We start from the raw sequence: 15,577 nt of genomic DNA on the forward strand, positions 1-15,577 counted from the left end.
TCCTGGCGATGTCGATTGCAATGGCGATGGCGGCCGGCCGCGCCGGTCAGCCGTTATTCAGCCGTTATTCAGCCGTTATTGCGATGCAGCTGCATCATCGCGCGCTCCAGCTCGCCCTTGATGACCTGGGGCATGACCGCGAGGGCGCGTTCGATCGACGCGTCGATCACATCCTGCTCTTCGCGGCGCGGCGGTTTCAGCACGTAATTGGCGACGTCGGGTTTGGCGCCGGCGCGCGCGCTTTCGGGAATCAGGTCGCGCGGATGGCCAATGCCGATCCGCAGCCGCCAGTATTGCTGCGACGACAGGTGCGCGCTGATGTCCTTCAGTCCATTATGCCCGCCGCTGCCGCCACCGAGCTTCAGCTTGACGCTGCCGGGCGGCATGTCGAGCTCGTCGTGCGCGACCAGAATCTCGTCGGGAAGAATCTTGAAGAACTGCGCCACCGCCACGACCGATTGGCCGGAACGGTTCATATAGGTTTGCGGCTCCAGCAGATGCACTTCCTCGCCGTGCAGTCGCGCTTTCGCGTAAAAGCCGTGGAAGCGCCGCTCGTCGCGCAGCGTCGTGCCTGCCTCGCGCGCGAGTTGATCGACCAGCCAGAAGCCGGCGTTGTGACGCGTCGCGGTGTATTCGGCGCCCGGATTGCCGAGCCCGACGATCAGCTTGATCATGATTGCGTGAGTCCATCTGGCCCGGAAGGGAACTGCAGCCGGACCCAAAAAGCCGAAAAAAAACCCGCCAGGGCGAACCTCGGCGGGTCACATCGACCGTTTCATGGGAAACGGATCGAGAGGATTGCTTGCTCTGAACCGAAGGGCCCTTAAGCAGCCGGCGTTTCGCCTTCAGCAGCAGCGGCGTCTCCGGAGATCGCGCCAGCCGGGATCGTTGCAGCAGCAACCACCGGGTTTTCCGCGTCGACGTGGGCGACGAGCGCCACACCTGCCGGCAACGGGATGTCCTTCGCGTGAACCGATTGACCTGCTTCGATCTTCGCGAGGTCGACTTCGATGAATTCGGGCAGTGCCGACGGCAGGCACTCGATTTCGATTTCGTTGAGGACGTGCGAGATCACCGCGCTCGACAGCTTCACTGCCGGGTTGCTTTCCTGGTTCAGGAAGTGCAGCGGCACCTTGGTGTGCAGCTTCTTCGATGCGTCGACGCGCTGGAAGTCCACGTGCAGCACGAGCTGACGGAACGGGTGGTATTGCACGTCGCGCAGCAGAACCTGTTGCGACTTGCCGGCCACTTCCAGTTCGAGGATCGACGAGTGGAAAACTTCTTTCTTGAGCGCGTGCCACAGGGCGTTGTGATCGAGTTCGATCAGTTGCGTGTCAGCACCCGCGCCATAAACGATACCCGGGGTCTTACCCGAGTTACGCAGGCGGCGGCTCGCACCCGTACCTTGCAGGGAACGCTCGAAAGCGACTACTTTCATGTTGAATCTCCAATGCACTGCCCGCGACCAGGCAGTAAAAACAGGGCCTCGAAGCCGTAATGGCTGAGGCCCGGGATAGCGGCACGAACCTTCGTTCGTTCATGCCGATTGTGCAAAAACGCCGCGTGTCGCATGAAGCGGTACGCGGCGTCTTCGCAAATGCTTAACTCTCGGCGAACAGCGACATGACCGAATCGCCGCGGCGGATGCGCGAGAACGTTTCGGCGAGCAGGCCGGCGCTCGTCAACGAACGGATCTTTGCGCACGAACGGGCTTCTTCGCCGAGCGGGATCGTGTCCGTGACCACGAGTTCGTCGAGTGCGGAAGCGGCGATACGCTCGCCTGCGCCGCCCGACAGAACCGGGTGAGTGGCGTACGCGAACACCTGCTTCGCGCCGCGTTCCTTCAGAACCTGCGCGGCCTTGCACAGCGTGCCGGCCGTGTCGACCATGTCGTCCATGATCACGCAGGTGCGGCCTTCGACTTCACCGATGATGTTCATCACTTCGGCGACGTTCGCCTTCGGGCGACGCTTGTCGATGATCGCGAGATCGCAATTGAGCTGCTTTGCCAGTGCACGGGCGCGCACCACGCCGCCGACGTCCGGCGAAACGACCAGCAGGTTGTCGTAGTTCTGCTTGCGCAGATCGCCGAGCAACACGGGCGTTGCGTAGATGTTGTCGACCGGGATGTCGAAGAAGCCTTGAATCTGGTCAGCGTGCAGATCCATCGTGATGATCCGCTCGACGCCGGCGATTTCCAGCATGTTCGCCACGACCTTCGCCGAGATGGCGACGCGCGCCGAACGCGGGCGCCGATCCTGACGGGCATAACCGAAGTAGGGGATGGCGGCGGTGATCCGGCCTGCGGATGCGCGCTTGAGCGCATCGACCATGATCATCAGTTCCATCAGATTGTCGTTCGTCGGTGCACACGTGGATTGCAGGACGAAGACATCCTTGCCACGCACGTTTTCCTGAATCTCGACCTGGATCTCACCGTCCGAAAAACGGCTGACCATTGCTTTGCCGAGGGGAATACCGAGGTTTTTGACGACTTCCTGGGCAAGCGCGGGATTTGCGTTGCCAGTAAAAACCATCAGGCCGTCATGGCTGCTCATCGTGCACCTACTTCAGGCTGGGGGCGGGAGAGATATGATTGCTGTGACGAACCACAGCGAACTACGAGAATTTTTGGCAGGGGAGAAAGGATTCGAACCTTTGCATGCCGGAATCAAAATCCGGTGCCTTAACCAGCTTGGCGACTCCCCTACACTAACTTTGAGCTCCGCCGACCGTGGAGTTTCGTTCGACGATGCAAAACTTATGACGCGAAAGCAAAGAGTGGATGCTGATCCAGGCTCGCTGCCACTGCACTGTTCCATTCGCTTGGCAACTTGGCTTGCGCCGCTTCTGCCTCGGCTTTGCTACGGAACGCTGCAAAAACACTCGCACCCGATCCGGACATCCGCGCTGGCGCGATGTTTTCAAACCATCGCAGCACTTGCGCTACTTCCGCGTACTTTCCTACGACAACCTGCTGCATGTCATTCCGGCCAAAACTTTCCGGCCAGTCAGTGTTGCAGCTGTGTTCTGCAGGAAAGTCCGTAATTATGAGGGGCTTTGTATCTCTTGTCAACGCTTTTTCGGAAAAAATCGCTGCAGTTGGAACCTGCACCCTCGGTGTCACTACCAGGAAGTGACGTGGCGGCAATTGTACAACGTCTAACGCTTCCCCAACACCCTCTGCGAAGGCATTTTTCCCAAATACGAAAAAAGGCACGTCCGCACCGAGCTTCAGCGCAAGATCCTGCAATTCCTGGCGCGGCAGGTCGAGTTTCCATAAGCGATTGAGCGCGAGCAGCGTCGTCGCTGCGTCCGAGCTGCCACCGCCGAGTCCGGCGCCCATCGGCAGGCGCTTGTCGATTTCGATGTCGACGCCCTCGCGCGAACCCGTGTGCGCTTTCAGCAGCGTCGCGGCGCGTACCGTGAGGTCATGCTCGGGCGGCACATCGGCGATTTCGGTGCGGCGTGTGATGAGCCCGTCGTCGCGGCGCGTGAAGTGCAGCGTGTCGCCCCAGTCGAGCAGCTGAAAGACCGTTTGCAGCGTGTGATAGCCATCTGGCCGGCGGCCCGTGATGTGCAGGAAGAGATTCAGTTTCGCTGGCGCGAGGCAATCGCGCAGCGAATCGGTTGTTTCGATCATGAGTGAAAGCTACCTGCGCCAAGGTGGCGCCAAACGGGCGGTAACGCTGCGTGAACGGATGCAGGGGCGAAGGTTTTCAAAGCGGCCTTCGAAAGCGGCCGTCGTACCGGCCGCCCTGGCGAAAAGCCGTCACTGATCCAGCACGAGCTTGATGTCGAGCGGCGGCTCCGAGCGGCTCAGATTGAGGCGCTTTACGCCGGTAGCCGGTGCATCGGCATACGCGAGATAGTCGATGGTCCAGCCGTCCTGCGTGATCTGCTTCAAGCGCGACGGCTGCTGCGGGTCGTTCTCGGTCTTCGCGCGCGAGGTCGGTGCGGGAGACGGCTGCAGCCAGTAGCGCAGACCTTCGACCGGCAGCGTGAACCCGAGTGCATTCTGCATCAGCGTGGAGACGTTATCCGCGGTGAGCGGTGCGCGGTTCGGCAATTCGAGCGTGGCCGAGGCCGGCGACGACGTGACGATAGCCAGGGTCTGACCAAGCGGATTGCGCAATTGCAGAGTCACGGTGTCGCCGGTTTCCTGCCACGAGAAGTTGCCGTAGGCGTTGCGTTGCTGGCCGTTCTGGTCGTTGTACTGGACCGCGAAACGGCCCTGATACGAGCGGCTCGTTTGCGCGGTCACTTCGGTCGCGGCCTTCGACGTGGACGCCCCCTGCGGTTGCACCGACGCGCAGCCCGCCAGCGCGACAACGGCCGCCGCCGCGAATCCGAGCGCCATGCCGCGCGGCGCCCCGGAACAGGAAATCAAACGGGAAAGACGCATCAAAGATCGTTTACCTGAAGACGTTGCAGCGTTTTGACGAGGGTGTCGTTGTCCGGCTCGAGCTTGCGCGCGGCACGGAATGCTGCGCGCGCCTCGTCCTGCTCGCCGGTTTTCCACAGCACTTCGCCGAGGTGTGCGCCGATTTCGGCGTTCGGCTGGATGCTGTACGCCTTGCGCAGCAGCTTGATCGCATCCGCCGTGTTGCCCATCCGGTATTTGACCCAGCCCACGCTGTCCATGATGAACGCGTCGTTCGGTGCGAGGGCCGAGGCCTTTTCGACCAGCTTGTCCGCTTCCGGAAGACGCTGATTGCGATCGGCCAGCGAATAGCCGAGCGCGTTGTACGCCTGCGGATTGTCCGGCTGCGTCTTCATCAGCTTGCGCAGCTGCGCTTCCATGATGTCGTAATGGCCGGTCTTTTCGGCGGCCATCGCGTAGTCGTAGGTGAGGTCGGGGTCGTCGGGGAAGTTTGCCGTGGCTTGCTGCAGACGCTCCTCGGCCTCGGGGTAGCGCTTCGCGTCGAACAGGATCGCGGCGTCGGTGCGCGCGATCAGCGCCATGTCGCGCGGGTCGGAGGTCTGCAGGCCGGCGAGCAGCTTGCGCGCGTCGTCGGTCTTGCCCTGCTTCGCGAGTAGCTGCGCGCGCGTGATCTGCGCGGGCATGTACTGCTGGCTGGTCGGCGCAATCTTGTTGAGCCAGTCGTTCGCTGCCGCTTCGTTTTTCTGTTCGAGCGACAGTTGCGCCAGGTAGATGTAGGCCTGGCCCGCATCGGCGCCCGGCGTCTTGTCAGCCAGCTGCGCGTATTGCGTCAGATAGGTCTGCGCGTCGGCGAAATTTTTCTGCTGGATCTTGATCAGTGCGAGCGCCATCAACGGCGTGAGGTCGTTCGGGTTCGCCTTGCGCATGCTCTCGAACTGCTTCTGCGCGTCGTCGAGACGGTCGCTCGCGAGATACATCTGCGCGAGCGCGAGCCGCGCGTCATGCGATTTCGGATTCTGCTGCACGTATTTTTCGAGCGACGCGATGCCTTCCTTGCGCTCTTCCGGGCCCATTTGCGAGAGCGTCAGCGCCGCCGGCAGATAGTCGGGTTTCAGGGTCAGCGCCTGCTCGAGCGATTTGCGGGCGCCCGGCGCGTCGTCGGACAGCAACTGCTGACGGGCGAGCGCGAGTTGCGCTTCGGGCCGGTTCAGGTCGTTCTTCGCGAGGTCCTGCAATACATGCAGACCGCCGATGCGATTCGGGCCGCGCGAGAGCAGCAGCTGCAGCGAGAGGATCGCGTTGCCGCGGTTTTCCTCGGGCACCTTCGCCAGTTCGCGCGCGAGGATTGGCGCCGCGTCGTCGGGCTTGCCGGACAGCACGAGCAGCGAGGCGTCGAGTTGCGCGGCGCGCTCCGAATCCGGCGCGTACTGCTGCCATAATTGCGCGGCGGCCAGCGCGTCCGACGGGCTTTGCGCGGCCAGCGCGATTTCGGTGGCGCGCTGCGCCATGCGCGGGTCGTGCGTGTCGCGCGTGAGCGCGAGGTAGGTTTGATAGGCGGGCGCCGGTTGGTCGCGCTGCAGTGCGATCTCGGCGGCGAGCACCTGGAAGACGATCTGGCTCGACAACGGCACGTCCGGCAGCGATTTCTCGTCTTCGGGCGTTGCGGGACCAAGCGGGTCCGGCAAGGTGACCGACGTGTCGTCCGAATCCGGCGCGGGGTCCTGCGCATGCGCGGGCACGGCGGCCAGCGCCCATAATGCGAGCGCGGCTGCGCCGAGCATCCGCCGGGCGGATACGGCATGTGGCACGTTGGACATGCGCGCGAGGCGCCTTGAAAGCAGCTTCACGAAGGACACGTTCATGGAAATCCGTTCAATGTTTCAGTCGATTGTAACGCGCTCGCTACAATACGCGCACAACCACACACGCAAGTAGCAGACCGATCAGACATGCCAGAGTTGCCAGAAGTCGAGGTTACCCGCCGAGGGATCGAACCGTATGTGTCCGGGCGCAAGGTCGAGCGTGTCGAAGTGCGTACGCCCGCGCTGCGCTGGCCGATTCCGGCCGGCCTTGCGAAAACCTTGCGCGGCCATGTGGTGCGCAAGGTCGAGCGGCGCGGCAAGTACCTGCTGTTCGAAATCGACGCGGGCTGGTTCATCGTGCATCTCGGCATGACCGGCACGCTGCGCGTGCTGCGTCACGTGCCGCAGCCGCCGGCCGCGGCGAAGCACGATCACGTCGACTGGATCTTCGACGACTTCATCCTGCGTTATCGCGATCCGCGGCGTTTCGGCGCGGTGTTGTGGCATCCGCGCGAGGCGGGCGACATCCTTGCGCACCCGCTGCTCGCGGGGCTCGGCGTCGAGCCCTTCTCGCCGGCGTTCTCGGGCGCTCTGATGCACCGGCTGACGCGCGGGCGCAAGGTGTCGGTGAAGCAGGTGCTGCTGGCCGGTGAAATCGTCGTCGGCGTGGGCAATATTTACGCGTCGGAGAGCCTGTTTCGCGCGGGCATCCGGCCGACCACCGCGGCGGGGCGCGTCTCGCTCGCGCGCTATGAACTGCTCGCCGACGCGGTGCGCGTGACGCTTGCCGCCGCGATCGAGAAGGGCGGCAGCACGCTGCGCGATTTCGTCGGCAGCGACGGCGAAAGCGGCTACTTCCAGCTCGACTATTTCGTCTATGATCGCGCGGGCCAACCCTGCCGCGTGTGTGCAACGCCCATCAAACAGATCGTGCAGGGGCAGCGCTCCACGTACTTCTGTCCCACCTGCCAGCGCTAGATTTCCGATGCCTTCCCGCCTGACACCCACTACGACCCCGCGTGCGAACTCACGCGCGGGCGCGTCCGCCGCGGCGCCCGTTTTTCCCGCGATGCCCGATTTTTCCGCGCGCCTCATCGCATGGCAGCGCCAGCACGGCCGGCACGATCTGCCCTGGCAGAACACGCGCGACCCGTACCGCATCTGGCTGTCGGAAATCATGTTGCAGCAGACCCAGGTGTCGACGGTGATTCCGTACTACGCGAAGTTTCTCGCGCGTTTTCCCGATGTCGCCGCGCTGGCCGCCGCGCCATCCGACGACGTGATGGCGCTGTGGGCCGGCCTCGGTTACTACACGCGCGCGCGCAATCTGCATCGCTGCGCGCAGGTCGTGGTCGAGCGGCACGGTGGCGCGTTTCCGGCCTCGGTCGACGAACTCGCGGACCTGCCCGGCATCGGCCGCTCGACGGCTGCCGCGATCGCCTCGTTCGCCTTCGGCGCGCGTGCGACGATTCTCGACGGCAACGTGAAGCGCGTGCTCGCGCGCGTGTTCGGCGTCGACGGATTCCCGGGCGAGAAGAAGGTCGAGAACGCGATGTGGACGCTCGCCGAATCGCTGTTGCCGGTCGATGCATCGGACGACGAAGTTAGCGCGTACACGCAGGGCTTGATGGATCTCGGCGCGACGCTATGCGTGCGCGGCCGGCCAGACTGCGCGCGCTGCCCGTTCGCCGTCGACTGCGTTGCGAATGTCACCGGACGTCAGCGCGACTTGCCCACGGCGCGGCCGAAGAAAGCCGTGCCGACGCGCCGCACCTGGATGCTCGTGCTACGCGACGGCAACGCGGTGATGCTCGAGCGGCGGCCGCCGTCGGGCATCTGGGGCGGCTTGTGGAGTCTGCCCGAAGCCGCCGACGAAGCCGCGCTCGCCGAGCGCGCGCGAGCGTTCGGTAGCGACGGCACGGTGTCGCCGCTCGCGCCGTTTTCGCATGTATTCACGCATTTCAAGCTCGATATCGAGCCGCGCATCGCGGAGCTGGATCGCGGCGCCGGCGCATTGGCGGCGTTGAACGACGCCGATACCGCATGGGTCGCGCTCGGCGATCTCGATTCGTTCGGGGTGCCGGCGCCGGTGCGCAAGCTGCTGGACAGCCTGCAGGGTTCGTTGATCTAACGGATCGTGCGCAGCGGCGGCGCTGCCGGCATCGTGTGTGCTGCCGCTCGTGCAATGCTCGCGGTTGCCGTCACGTCACAGCAGCTGATGTTGCTGCATGTAGTGATGCACGACGTCGATGCGCGCGCCGGCATCGGTCAGTTCCATCAGCTTTTGCCGGGCGCGCAGCGCGATCGGCAGCACTTCGGCGAGACGGTTCGACACCCATGAGGGATCGGCGAGCCTGAACGGCTCCGCGAACGGCAGACTATCCGGGTCGCGCTCGCGGATCGTCGCGATGATCCTTTCGAGCACTTCCGCGCAGGCGCCGAATTTGGCCAGCAGATCGTTGCCTTCGAGCGGCTGATCGTCGGCGAGCGGCTCCGCCATGCCGACCAGCAAACCGCTTGCTTCGACGCGATGCGACAGCAGACGAAAACGCTTCGTGCCGCGCGCGCGAATCAGCAGCATGCCGAACGCTTCGACGTCGCATTCGTCGATTTCGGCGAGACAGCCAATGGCTTCGGGCACCGAAGGCTCTTCCTCGCGCGCCACTTCCGCTCCGCTTTTCAGCAGGCATACGCCGAACGAGGTCTTTTCGCGCAGACAGTCGCGCGCCATGTCGAGATAGCGCGCTTCGAAAATCTTCAGCGGCAGCAATCCATCGGGGAACAGCACCGTATGCAGCGGAAACAGCGGCAAATCGGCGTACACAGTAGGCGTAGAGGACATGGCGCAACGCTTTCGGTTAAGGCCGCGCGATGCGGCCAGTTAAGCGATCAGCTTCGATGATTCGCCGACGTCGACCGGCGCATCGCGGTGCCGCACAATCACATTCGCCGATGTTGCGAGACGCGCGGCAAGCGTCTCCGCGATGAACACCGAGCGGTGCTGGCCGCCCGTGCAACCGATTGCGACGGTCAGGTAGCTGCGATTGTCGTCGCGGAAATGCGGCAGCCACTTGGACAGATACTTCTCGATGTCGTCGATCATCTCGTGGACGACCGGCTGCGCATCGAGAAAATCCATCACCGGTTTGTCGAGGCCGGTGAGCGGCCTCAATTCATGATCGTAGTACGGGTTCGGCAGCGTGCGTACGTCGAATACGAAATCCGCATCGAGCGGCACGCCGCGTTTGAAGCCGAACGACTCGAACATCAGCACGAGCCCGGCGTCTTCCTGTTCGATGAAACGCTTGACCCATGCGCGCAGCACGTTCGCGCGCAGATTGCTCGTGTCGATCTGATGGCCGAATTCGGCGAGCCCCGCGACCAGTTCGCGCTCGCGCTCGATCGCTTCGGCGAGCGAGGTGAGCAGGCCTACGTCCGCATCGTGCGCGGGCGAGCCGGATAGCGGATGGCGCCGGCGCGTTTCGGAAAAGCGTTGAATCAGCGACTGCGTGCTTGCGCTCAGAAACAGCACGCGCACGTCGTGCGAGCGTTTGAGATCGCGGATCATCGCGGGCATTTCGTCGAGCGACGAACCCGAGCGTGCGTCGATCGCGACCGCGAGACGATCCTGGCCGTCTTCGGCGAGATAGCTGGCGAGTTGCGGCAGAAAGCGCGGCGGCAGATTGTCGACGCAATAATAGCCCGCGTCTTCAAGCGCGTTCAGGGCAACGGACTTGCCGGAGCCGGAGATGCCGGTGATCAGGATTATGCGCATGGAGTCGTCGAAACCGTAAATTTCATCATAGCATCCGGTTTCCATGTGCGTGCCCGCGGACGGGCTTTTTGCCGCGGGCGCTGCATGGCTTGGGCGGCGCGGCGCGGCCCGGCTTCAGATCAGCTTGCCGGGAAACTGGCTGTCGGGGTCCTGCATGGCGAGACGCTGGCGATCCATGAAATCGCGCAGCGTGTCGATGCCGCGCAATTGCAGGATCGTATTGCGCACGGCCGCTTCGACCAGCACCGCGAGGTTGCGGCCCGCAGCCACCTGAATCGTGACCTTGCTGATCGGCAGACCGAGCACGTCGACGGTCTGACTCTCCAGCGGCAGGCGCTGGAATTCGCCGTCGGGGCGGCGTACCAGTTGCACGATCAGCTTCAGCTTCATTTTCCGGCGCACCGCCGTTTCGCCGAAGATCGTCTTGATGTCGAGGAGACCGAGGCCGCGCACTTCGAGCAGATTCTGCAACAGCGGCGGGCAGCGTCCTTCGACGAAGTCCGGGCCGAGGCGCACGAAGTCGACCGCGTCGTCGGCGACGAGACCGTGGCCGCGGCTGATCAGTTCGAGCCCGAGTTCGCTCTTGCCGAGACCCGAGTCGCCGGTGAGCAGCACGCCCATGCCGAGGATGTCGAGAAACACGCCGTGCAGCGTCGCGCGCGGCGCGAGGATGCGCGACATGTAGAGACGCAGGCTGTCGATTACCGCGGCCGCCGAGGTCGGCGTCGTGAAGAGCGGCGTGGACGAGCGCGTGCAGCGCAGCACCAGTTCCGGCGGCGCGGCGACGCCGCCGGCCACCACCAGGAACGGCGGCTCCAGCGCAATCAGCTCGGCCATGTGGCGCGAGCGGTCTTCGTCGGTCTGACGTTTGTAGTAGTCGATTTCGGCGTCGCCGAGCACCTGGATCCGGTTCGGGTGGATCAGGTTCAGGTGGCCGACGAGGTCGGCGCTCGAGGTGGCGTTGGCGACCGATTCCGAGGAAAAGCCGCGCTCCCAGCCTTCATGCCCCGTGAGCCAGCTGAGCTTCAGCATGGCTGCGTTGTCGTCGAAAATGCTCTGGGCGTTGATGCTGGACGTATCCATGAGTCGGTGACTCCAGTGTGGGCCGCTTGCCGGGCCGTGCTCGCGTGCGCGGGGTTACCGCCGCTGCATCAAGGTTGCCACTGAGTGAGCAGGCGATGCAACGATTCGCGGTCTTCTTCGGTATGCAGGCGTTCGCGAGCCTCGCGATCGGACAGCAACTGGGCAATCTCGGACAGGATTTCGAGGTGCTGTTGGGTAGCCTGTTCGGGCACGAGCAGGAAGATCAGCAGCGAAACCGGCTGACCGTCCGGTGCTTCGAAAGGGATGGGTTCCGCGAGACGGACGAACGCGGCGAGCGGCTGCTTGAGACCCTTGATGCGCCCGTGCGGAATCGCGACGCCTTCGCCGAGTCCGGTCGAACCGAGGCGCTCTCGCGCAAAAAGATTGTCAGTGACGGTACTGCGGGCGATGCCGTTCTGGTTCTCGAAGATCAGGCCCGCTTGCTCGAACACGCGTTTCTTGCTGGTGACCGATAGTCCGATGACGACGTTCTCGAGGGGAAGAAATTTGGCTAAACGATTCATGTTGACAGGCGAAAACGTGGCCTGGGTTCTCCCCACCGGGGCGTTTAAGTGGCGTTCCATTCGTTTGATGCTCGCGAAGACGTGCGGTGAGAGTCGTCGCCCAAAGCGCGAGACTCCGGCCGGCCGTATTCAAAGAGCTGGCTTGACCCCGATGGTAACCGGAACATTATAGAACAGGGTAGCGGACGATGGTGCGGCGCGCCATTGATGCATACCAGGTTTTTCACCGCTTGCGCCGCGACTCGTTTCGCTTCGCGCAAAGACTGGCGAAAACCATGCACGGCATGCGGAAACGGCGCGGGGAACGTGGCCCGAAAACGAAAAACCGCCCGGTTGCGGGCGGCTTGACGGAGCGGGAAAATGAATGATTTCCTCTAATTCTCCTATTGCGGCGGCACGTCCAGTTGCGGCGCCGGCTGATACTTGATCGCCTCGTGCTGATGTCCTTGCAGACGATCCTTGTGGCGGATCACCTGTCTGTCGAGCTTGTCGATCACAAGATCTATCGCCGCGTACAAATCACTGTCACAACTCTCGACAAAAATGTCTTTACCCTTCAGATGGAGATTGATTTCCACCTTCTGACGCTTGTCTTTTTCCTTATGGTTGTCGACCGAGAGGACCACACTGCCGTCGATGACCTGATCGAAATGTCTTAGCACCCTGTCCAGTTTGGTGATCACGTATTCGCGCAACGCAGGCGTTACTTCGAGGTGGTGTCCACTGATCTTGAGATTCATAGTGCTTCTCCAAGCTAATGCCGCTTGGTCCGCACAATGACAAAGGTCCGGTCGATCTGACGGCTTGCCTGTGTCGCCCCCCGGTGACTGACATCTGGCAGGTCGCAGCGGCCGGCCTGTCCGTCATGCACGGAGCGGCCGGTAAATGCCCGCTGCAAAACGCGGCGGGCTACAGAGACTTGCGCAGGTTGACTGCCGGGATCTTGAGCGCTTCACGGTATTTCGCCACGGTACGCCGTGCGACCACGAAGCCCTGTTCCGCCAGCAGTTCGGCTATGCGACTGTCTGAGAGTGGCGATTTCGGGTTTTCCGCTCCTATCAGTTGTTTGATCAGCGCGCGAATGGCCGTTGAAGAGGCCGCGCCGCCTGTGTCAGTCGATACGTGTGAGCCGAAAAAGTACTTGAATTCCAGCGTCCCGAATGGGGTCAGCATGTATTTGCCGGTTGTCACACGCGAGACAGTTGACTCGTGTAGGCCCAGCGTATCAGCAATTTCCCGCAAAACCAAGGGGCGCATGGCAATTTCGCCGTGCACGAAAAAGCTCTTCTGACGCTCGACGATTGCCTGCGCAACTCGCAGGATCGTCTCGAAACGCTGCTGGATGTTTTTGATCAGCCAGCGTGCTTCCTGAAGCTGCTGGCGCAATGAACCGCTGCCGGGATCGCCCCGGTTATTGCGCAGAATATTCGCGTACAGATGGTTGATGCGCAGCTTCGGCACGACTTCGGGATTCAGTTCGGCCTGCCATCCTTGAGCGGTTCTGCGCACCATGATGTCGGGCACGACGTAGTCCGCTTCGGCCTTGCCGTAGGCGGCGCCGGGAAACGGTTCGAGCGAGCGGATCAGCACATGGGCGTCGCGCAGATCGTCGTCATTCGCTTTCAGGTGCTTGCGCAGACGCGTGAAATCGCGCGCCGCGAGCAATTCCAGGTGATGGCCGACAATGTCTAGCGCGAGCGTGCGGGTGGGCGACGGATCGAGCCGCAGCAGTTGCAGCTTCAAGCATTCCGACGCGGAGCGCGCGCCGACCCCGGCCGGGTCGAAGCTATGCAGCAGCGCCAGCGCGGCATTCAGTTCGTCGAGGTCGACTTCGAGTTCGTCGGGCAGATCGGCCAGCACTTCTTCGAGCGTGGCGGCGAGGTAGCCGTCGTCGTCGAGAGATTCGATCAGAAACGTGACGAGCGCCCGGTCGCGCGGGCTAGCCTGGGTGACGCGCAGTTGCGCCATCAGGTGATCGCGCAGTGAGGTGCTCGACTCGTGGATTTGCAGCGGCGGCAGGTCGTCGTCATCCGACGCGTTGCCGGAGCGGCCGTAGTCGTCGAGGTTCCATTGCGATGCGTCACCGCCGTCGCCCGAGAGGCCGTTGTATTCGTCGACACCTTGCGGCTCGCCGTTTTCGGCGCGCTCGCCCGTGCCGTCGGACCCCGACGAGCCGTTGCCGGCCATCGGGTCGGACGGCGTGGACGCACCCGGCGTCTGGGCGATGACCGAACCGTCGGCAGCCACCCGCAACGGGCTCGCGATCCATTCGTCCTCGTTCTCGAGGAGCGGGTTCTGCGAGATCGCCATGGCGACTTCCTGCTGCAGTTCGAGCGTCGACAACTGCAGCAGCCGGATGGACTGCTGTAGTTGCGGCGTCAGCGCAAGATGCTGCGATAGGCGGAGTTGGAGGCTGGCTTTCATGGCAAGTTGAGATTCATTGTAGAGAGTTTGCCACGACCGCGATACCTTGCGACACCCGCAATTACGCATGCGCGAGTTTTCCGGCAAGGCGAGGCGCCAGCCGATGCCGTGCGGAAATGGACGTGCGGGGAGACGAGAGGCGGCGAATGTGCGGATGCCGCAAAAAGGACCGGCCGTGCGTATTCGCGCGGCCGGCGACCCTTGATGTGCTTACATGCGGAAGTGTTCGCCGAGATAGACGCGCCGTACGCTTTCGTTCTCGATGATCTCGCTGGGCGCGCCGGCCGCGAGCACGCTGCCGTCGCTGATGATGTACGCGTGATCGCAGATGCCGAGCGTCTCGCGCACGTTGTGGTCGGTAATCAGGACGCCGATATTGCGCTGCTTCAGGAACTTGACGATCTTCTGGATTTCCAGCACCGCGATCGGATCGACGCCCGCGAACGGTTCGTCGAGCAGAATGAAGCTCGGGTTGGTGGCGAGCGCGCGGGCGATTTCCACGCGGCGGCGCTCGCCGCCCGACAGCGACAGCGCCGGATTGTCACGCAGATGCGCGATCTGCAGCTCGTCGAGCAACGCTTCGGTGCGCGACCTGATGGCGTCCTTGCTGAGCCGCTTGCCGTTTTCTTCGTGCTGCAATTCGAGCACCGCGCGAATGTTTTCCTCGACGCTGAGCTTGCGGAACACCGAGGCTTCCTGCGGCAGATACGACAGGCCGAGCGAGGCGCGCTTGTGGATCGGCAGCAGGCTGATCGATTTGCCGTCCAGATCGATTTCGCCGGCGTCGAGCGGAACGAGACCCACGATCATGTAGAACGACGTGGTCTTGCCGGCGCCGTTCGGGCCGAGCAGGCCGACCACCTCGCCGCTTTTCACGTCGAGCGAGACGTCCTTGACGACCGTGCGCGAGCCATAGCGCTTCTTCAGATTGCGCACGACCAGCGAACTGCTGGTGCCGGCCGGCTTGCGATTGGGCAGGGGCGCGATGTTGCCGCTGATGGTGCTCACTGGTTCGGCGCTCCCTGGATCGAGGTGGACGGCGCGAGCGTGGCCGAGGCGCCGGTCAGCGGCGCGGCGCCGCCGTTGCGCGGCGCGAGCATCGCGCGCACGCGGCCGGTCGGGTTGCCCGGGCTCGCGACGTCCTTGCCGGCCTTCGCGGTGTAGAAGTCGTTCTGGCCGTCATAGGTGATGACGCTGCCGTGCACCTGGTCGAGCAGCGTCGTCATGCTTTGCAGGCGGCGCACCGTCGCGTTGGTGGTGAGCGTGGTCAGATCCTGCTTGCCGTCGTAGTCGATCCGCACGGCCGTGCCTTCGATGTATTCGTCGAGCCCTTCGCGCTTCTGGCGGAAGTACGACAGATTGCTGCCGCTCGAGGTGCCGGTGGCGTACTGGTAGCCCTGCGGGTCTTGCGACACTTCGACACGATCGGCCTTGATGAGGATCGTCCCCTTGGTGGCGACCACGTGGCCCGTGAAGATGCTGACCTGCCGCAGGTCGTCGTAAGTCATGTTGTCCGCTTCGATGTTCAGCGGCTTGTCCTTGTCGGCGCGGTCTGCGTGCGCGAGCGGCGCGAAGCCGGCGAGCG

Annotated in this window: 16 protein-coding genes and 1 tRNA gene; 2 read left to right on the forward strand and 15 right to left on the reverse strand. The window is 63.4% G+C overall.

The window, feature by feature from the left end:
• Positions 1 to 68: 68 nt before the first annotated feature.
• From pth to G3N58_RS26985, 7 genes are all read right to left on the reverse strand, one after another.
• Positions 69 to 674 carry an aminoacyl-tRNA hydrolase gene (gene pth / locus G3N58_RS26955; RefSeq protein ID WP_085482232.1) on the reverse strand — a complete coding sequence of 202 codons (606 nt, stop codon included), beginning with the start codon at positions 672 to 674 and terminating at the stop codon, positions 69 to 71.
• A 149-nt stretch (positions 675 to 823) separates the two neighbouring features.
• The gene (locus tag G3N58_RS26960; protein WP_167048306.1) at positions 824 to 1,438 is read right to left on the reverse strand and encodes a 50S ribosomal protein L25/general stress protein Ctc; all 615 of its coding nucleotides are present in this window, start codon (positions 1,436 to 1,438) and stop codon (positions 824 to 826) included.
• Positions 1,439 to 1,601: 163 nt separating this feature from the next.
• Complete coding sequence (locus G3N58_RS26965) at positions 1,602 to 2,558, reverse strand: ribose-phosphate pyrophosphokinase (RefSeq protein ID WP_167048304.1); 957 nt, start codon at positions 2,556 to 2,558, stop codon at positions 1,602 to 1,604.
• A gap of 74 nt (positions 2,559 to 2,632) precedes the next feature.
• A tRNA-Gln gene (locus tag G3N58_RS26970) sits at positions 2,633 to 2,709 on the reverse strand.
• Between the two features lie 52 nt (positions 2,710 to 2,761).
• Positions 2,762 to 3,643, reverse strand: a complete 882-nt coding sequence (gene ispE / locus G3N58_RS26975; RefSeq protein ID WP_167048302.1) for a 4-(cytidine 5'-diphospho)-2-C-methyl-D-erythritol kinase — start codon at positions 3,641 to 3,643, stop codon at positions 2,762 to 2,764.
• 129 nt (positions 3,644 to 3,772) lie between these two features.
• The gene (gene lolB / locus G3N58_RS26980) at positions 3,773 to 4,405 is read right to left on the reverse strand and encodes a lipoprotein insertase outer membrane protein LolB (protein WP_167048300.1); all 633 of its coding nucleotides are present in this window, start codon (positions 4,403 to 4,405) and stop codon (positions 3,773 to 3,775) included.
• Positions 4,405 to 6,246 (reverse strand): tetratricopeptide repeat protein, encoded by a 1,842-nt coding sequence (locus tag G3N58_RS26985; RefSeq protein WP_167048298.1) that lies wholly within the window; start codon positions 6,244 to 6,246, stop codon positions 4,405 to 4,407. Before G3N58_RS26985 ends, lolB begins: the two co-directional genes overlap by 1 nt.
• Positions 6,247 to 6,333: 87 nt before the next feature.
• Between G3N58_RS26985 and mutM the strand changes: the two genes are divergently transcribed.
• Together mutM and mutY are read left to right on the forward strand one after the other, a co-directional pair.
• Positions 6,334 to 7,164 (forward strand): bifunctional DNA-formamidopyrimidine glycosylase/DNA-(apurinic or apyrimidinic site) lyase, encoded by an 831-nt coding sequence (gene mutM / locus G3N58_RS26990; protein ID WP_167048296.1) that lies wholly within the window; start codon positions 6,334 to 6,336, stop codon positions 7,162 to 7,164.
• Positions 7,165 to 7,171: 7 nt separating this feature from the next.
• Positions 7,172 to 8,317, forward strand: a complete 1,146-nt coding sequence (gene mutY, locus G3N58_RS26995; RefSeq protein ID WP_205990236.1) for an A/G-specific adenine glycosylase — start codon at positions 7,172 to 7,174, stop codon at positions 8,315 to 8,317.
• A gap of 75 nt (positions 8,318 to 8,392) precedes the next feature.
• On the opposite strand, the gene G3N58_RS27000 is transcribed toward mutY, so the two are convergent.
• From G3N58_RS27000 to lptA, 8 genes are all read right to left on the reverse strand, one after another.
• Complete coding sequence (locus G3N58_RS27000) at positions 8,393 to 9,028, reverse strand: LON peptidase substrate-binding domain-containing protein (RefSeq protein ID WP_167048292.1); 636 nt, start codon at positions 9,026 to 9,028, stop codon at positions 8,393 to 8,395.
• 39 nt (positions 9,029 to 9,067) lie between these two features.
• Positions 9,068 to 9,961 carry an RNase adapter RapZ gene (gene rapZ / locus G3N58_RS27005; protein ID WP_167048290.1) on the reverse strand — a complete coding sequence of 298 codons (894 nt, stop codon included), beginning with the start codon at positions 9,959 to 9,961 and terminating at the stop codon, positions 9,068 to 9,070.
• Between the two features lie 114 nt (positions 9,962 to 10,075).
• On the reverse strand, positions 10,076 to 11,044 hold the full coding sequence (hprK, locus tag G3N58_RS27010) for an HPr(Ser) kinase/phosphatase (protein ID WP_008921706.1): 969 nt from the start codon (positions 11,042 to 11,044) through the stop codon (positions 10,076 to 10,078).
• Between the two features lie 68 nt (positions 11,045 to 11,112).
• Positions 11,113 to 11,628 (reverse strand): PTS sugar transporter subunit IIA, encoded by a 516-nt coding sequence (locus G3N58_RS27015; RefSeq protein WP_167048288.1) that lies wholly within the window; start codon positions 11,626 to 11,628, stop codon positions 11,113 to 11,115.
• Between the two features lie 323 nt (positions 11,629 to 11,951).
• Positions 11,952 to 12,308 carry a ribosome-associated translation inhibitor RaiA gene (gene raiA, locus G3N58_RS27020; RefSeq protein WP_167048286.1) on the reverse strand — a complete coding sequence of 119 codons (357 nt, stop codon included), beginning with the start codon at positions 12,306 to 12,308 and terminating at the stop codon, positions 11,952 to 11,954.
• Between the two features lie 169 nt (positions 12,309 to 12,477).
• Positions 12,478 to 13,992, reverse strand: coding sequence for an RNA polymerase factor sigma-54 (locus tag G3N58_RS27025; RefSeq protein WP_167048284.1), 1,515 nt, complete (start codon positions 13,990 to 13,992; stop codon positions 12,478 to 12,480).
• Positions 13,993 to 14,202: 210 nt separating this feature from the next.
• Positions 14,203 to 14,979, reverse strand: coding sequence for an LPS export ABC transporter ATP-binding protein (lptB, locus tag G3N58_RS27030; RefSeq protein ID WP_167048456.1), 777 nt, complete (start codon positions 14,977 to 14,979; stop codon positions 14,203 to 14,205).
• A 17-nt stretch (positions 14,980 to 14,996) separates the two neighbouring features.
• Positions 14,997 to 15,577, reverse strand: a 581-nt coding sequence (gene lptA / locus G3N58_RS27035) for a lipopolysaccharide transport periplasmic protein LptA (RefSeq protein WP_206000702.1), incomplete at its 5' end; no start/stop codon positions are given.

The sequence above is a fragment of the Paraburkholderia sp. Ac-20342 genome (genome assembly GCF_017104985.1).
In the GTDB taxonomy this organism is placed as follows: domain Bacteria; phylum Pseudomonadota; class Gammaproteobacteria; order Burkholderiales; family Burkholderiaceae; genus Paraburkholderia.

What these genes read in the sequence shown, in the direction of transcription:
- lolB (WP_167048300.1), bottom strand. Translation starts at nt 4,405, where the DNA reads ATGCGTCTTTCCCGTTTGATTTCCTGTTCCGGGGCGCCGCGCGGCATG.
- mutY (WP_205990236.1), top strand. Translation starts at nt 7,172, where the DNA reads ATGCCTTCCCGCCTGACACCCACTACGACCCCGCGTGCGAACTCACGC.
- mutM (WP_167048296.1), top strand. Translation starts at nt 6,334, where the DNA reads ATGCCAGAGTTGCCAGAAGTCGAGGTTACCCGCCGAGGGATCGAACCG.
- G3N58_RS27015 (WP_167048288.1), bottom strand. Translation starts at nt 11,628, where the DNA reads ATGGAACGCCACTTAAACGCCCCGGTGGGGAGAACCCAGGCCACGTTT.
- G3N58_RS27000 (WP_167048292.1), bottom strand. Translation starts at nt 9,028, where the DNA reads ATGTCCTCTACGCCTACTGTGTACGCCGATTTGCCGCTGTTTCCGCTG.
- raiA (WP_167048286.1), bottom strand. Translation starts at nt 12,308, where the DNA reads ATGAATCTCAAGATCAGTGGACACCACCTCGAAGTAACGCCTGCGTTG.
- G3N58_RS26985 (WP_167048298.1), bottom strand. Translation starts at nt 6,246, where the DNA reads ATGAACGTGTCCTTCGTGAAGCTGCTTTCAAGGCGCCTCGCGCGCATG.
- ispE (WP_167048302.1), bottom strand. Translation starts at nt 3,643, where the DNA reads ATGATCGAAACAACCGATTCGCTGCGCGATTGCCTCGCGCCAGCGAAA.
- rapZ (WP_167048290.1), bottom strand. Translation starts at nt 9,961, where the DNA reads ATGCGCATAATCCTGATCACCGGCATCTCCGGCTCCGGCAAGTCCGTT.
- G3N58_RS26960 (WP_167048306.1), bottom strand. Translation starts at nt 1,438, where the DNA reads ATGAAAGTAGTCGCTTTCGAGCGTTCCCTGCAAGGTACGGGTGCGAGC.
- G3N58_RS26965 (WP_167048304.1), bottom strand. Translation starts at nt 2,558, where the DNA reads ATGAGCAGCCATGACGGCCTGATGGTTTTTACTGGCAACGCAAATCCC.
- G3N58_RS27025 (WP_167048284.1), bottom strand. Translation starts at nt 13,992, where the DNA reads ATGAAAGCCAGCCTCCAACTCCGCCTATCGCAGCATCTTGCGCTGACG.
- pth (WP_085482232.1), bottom strand. Translation starts at nt 674, where the DNA reads ATGATCAAGCTGATCGTCGGGCTCGGCAATCCGGGCGCCGAATACACC.
- hprK (WP_008921706.1), bottom strand. Translation starts at nt 11,044, where the DNA reads ATGGATACGTCCAGCATCAACGCCCAGAGCATTTTCGACGACAACGCA.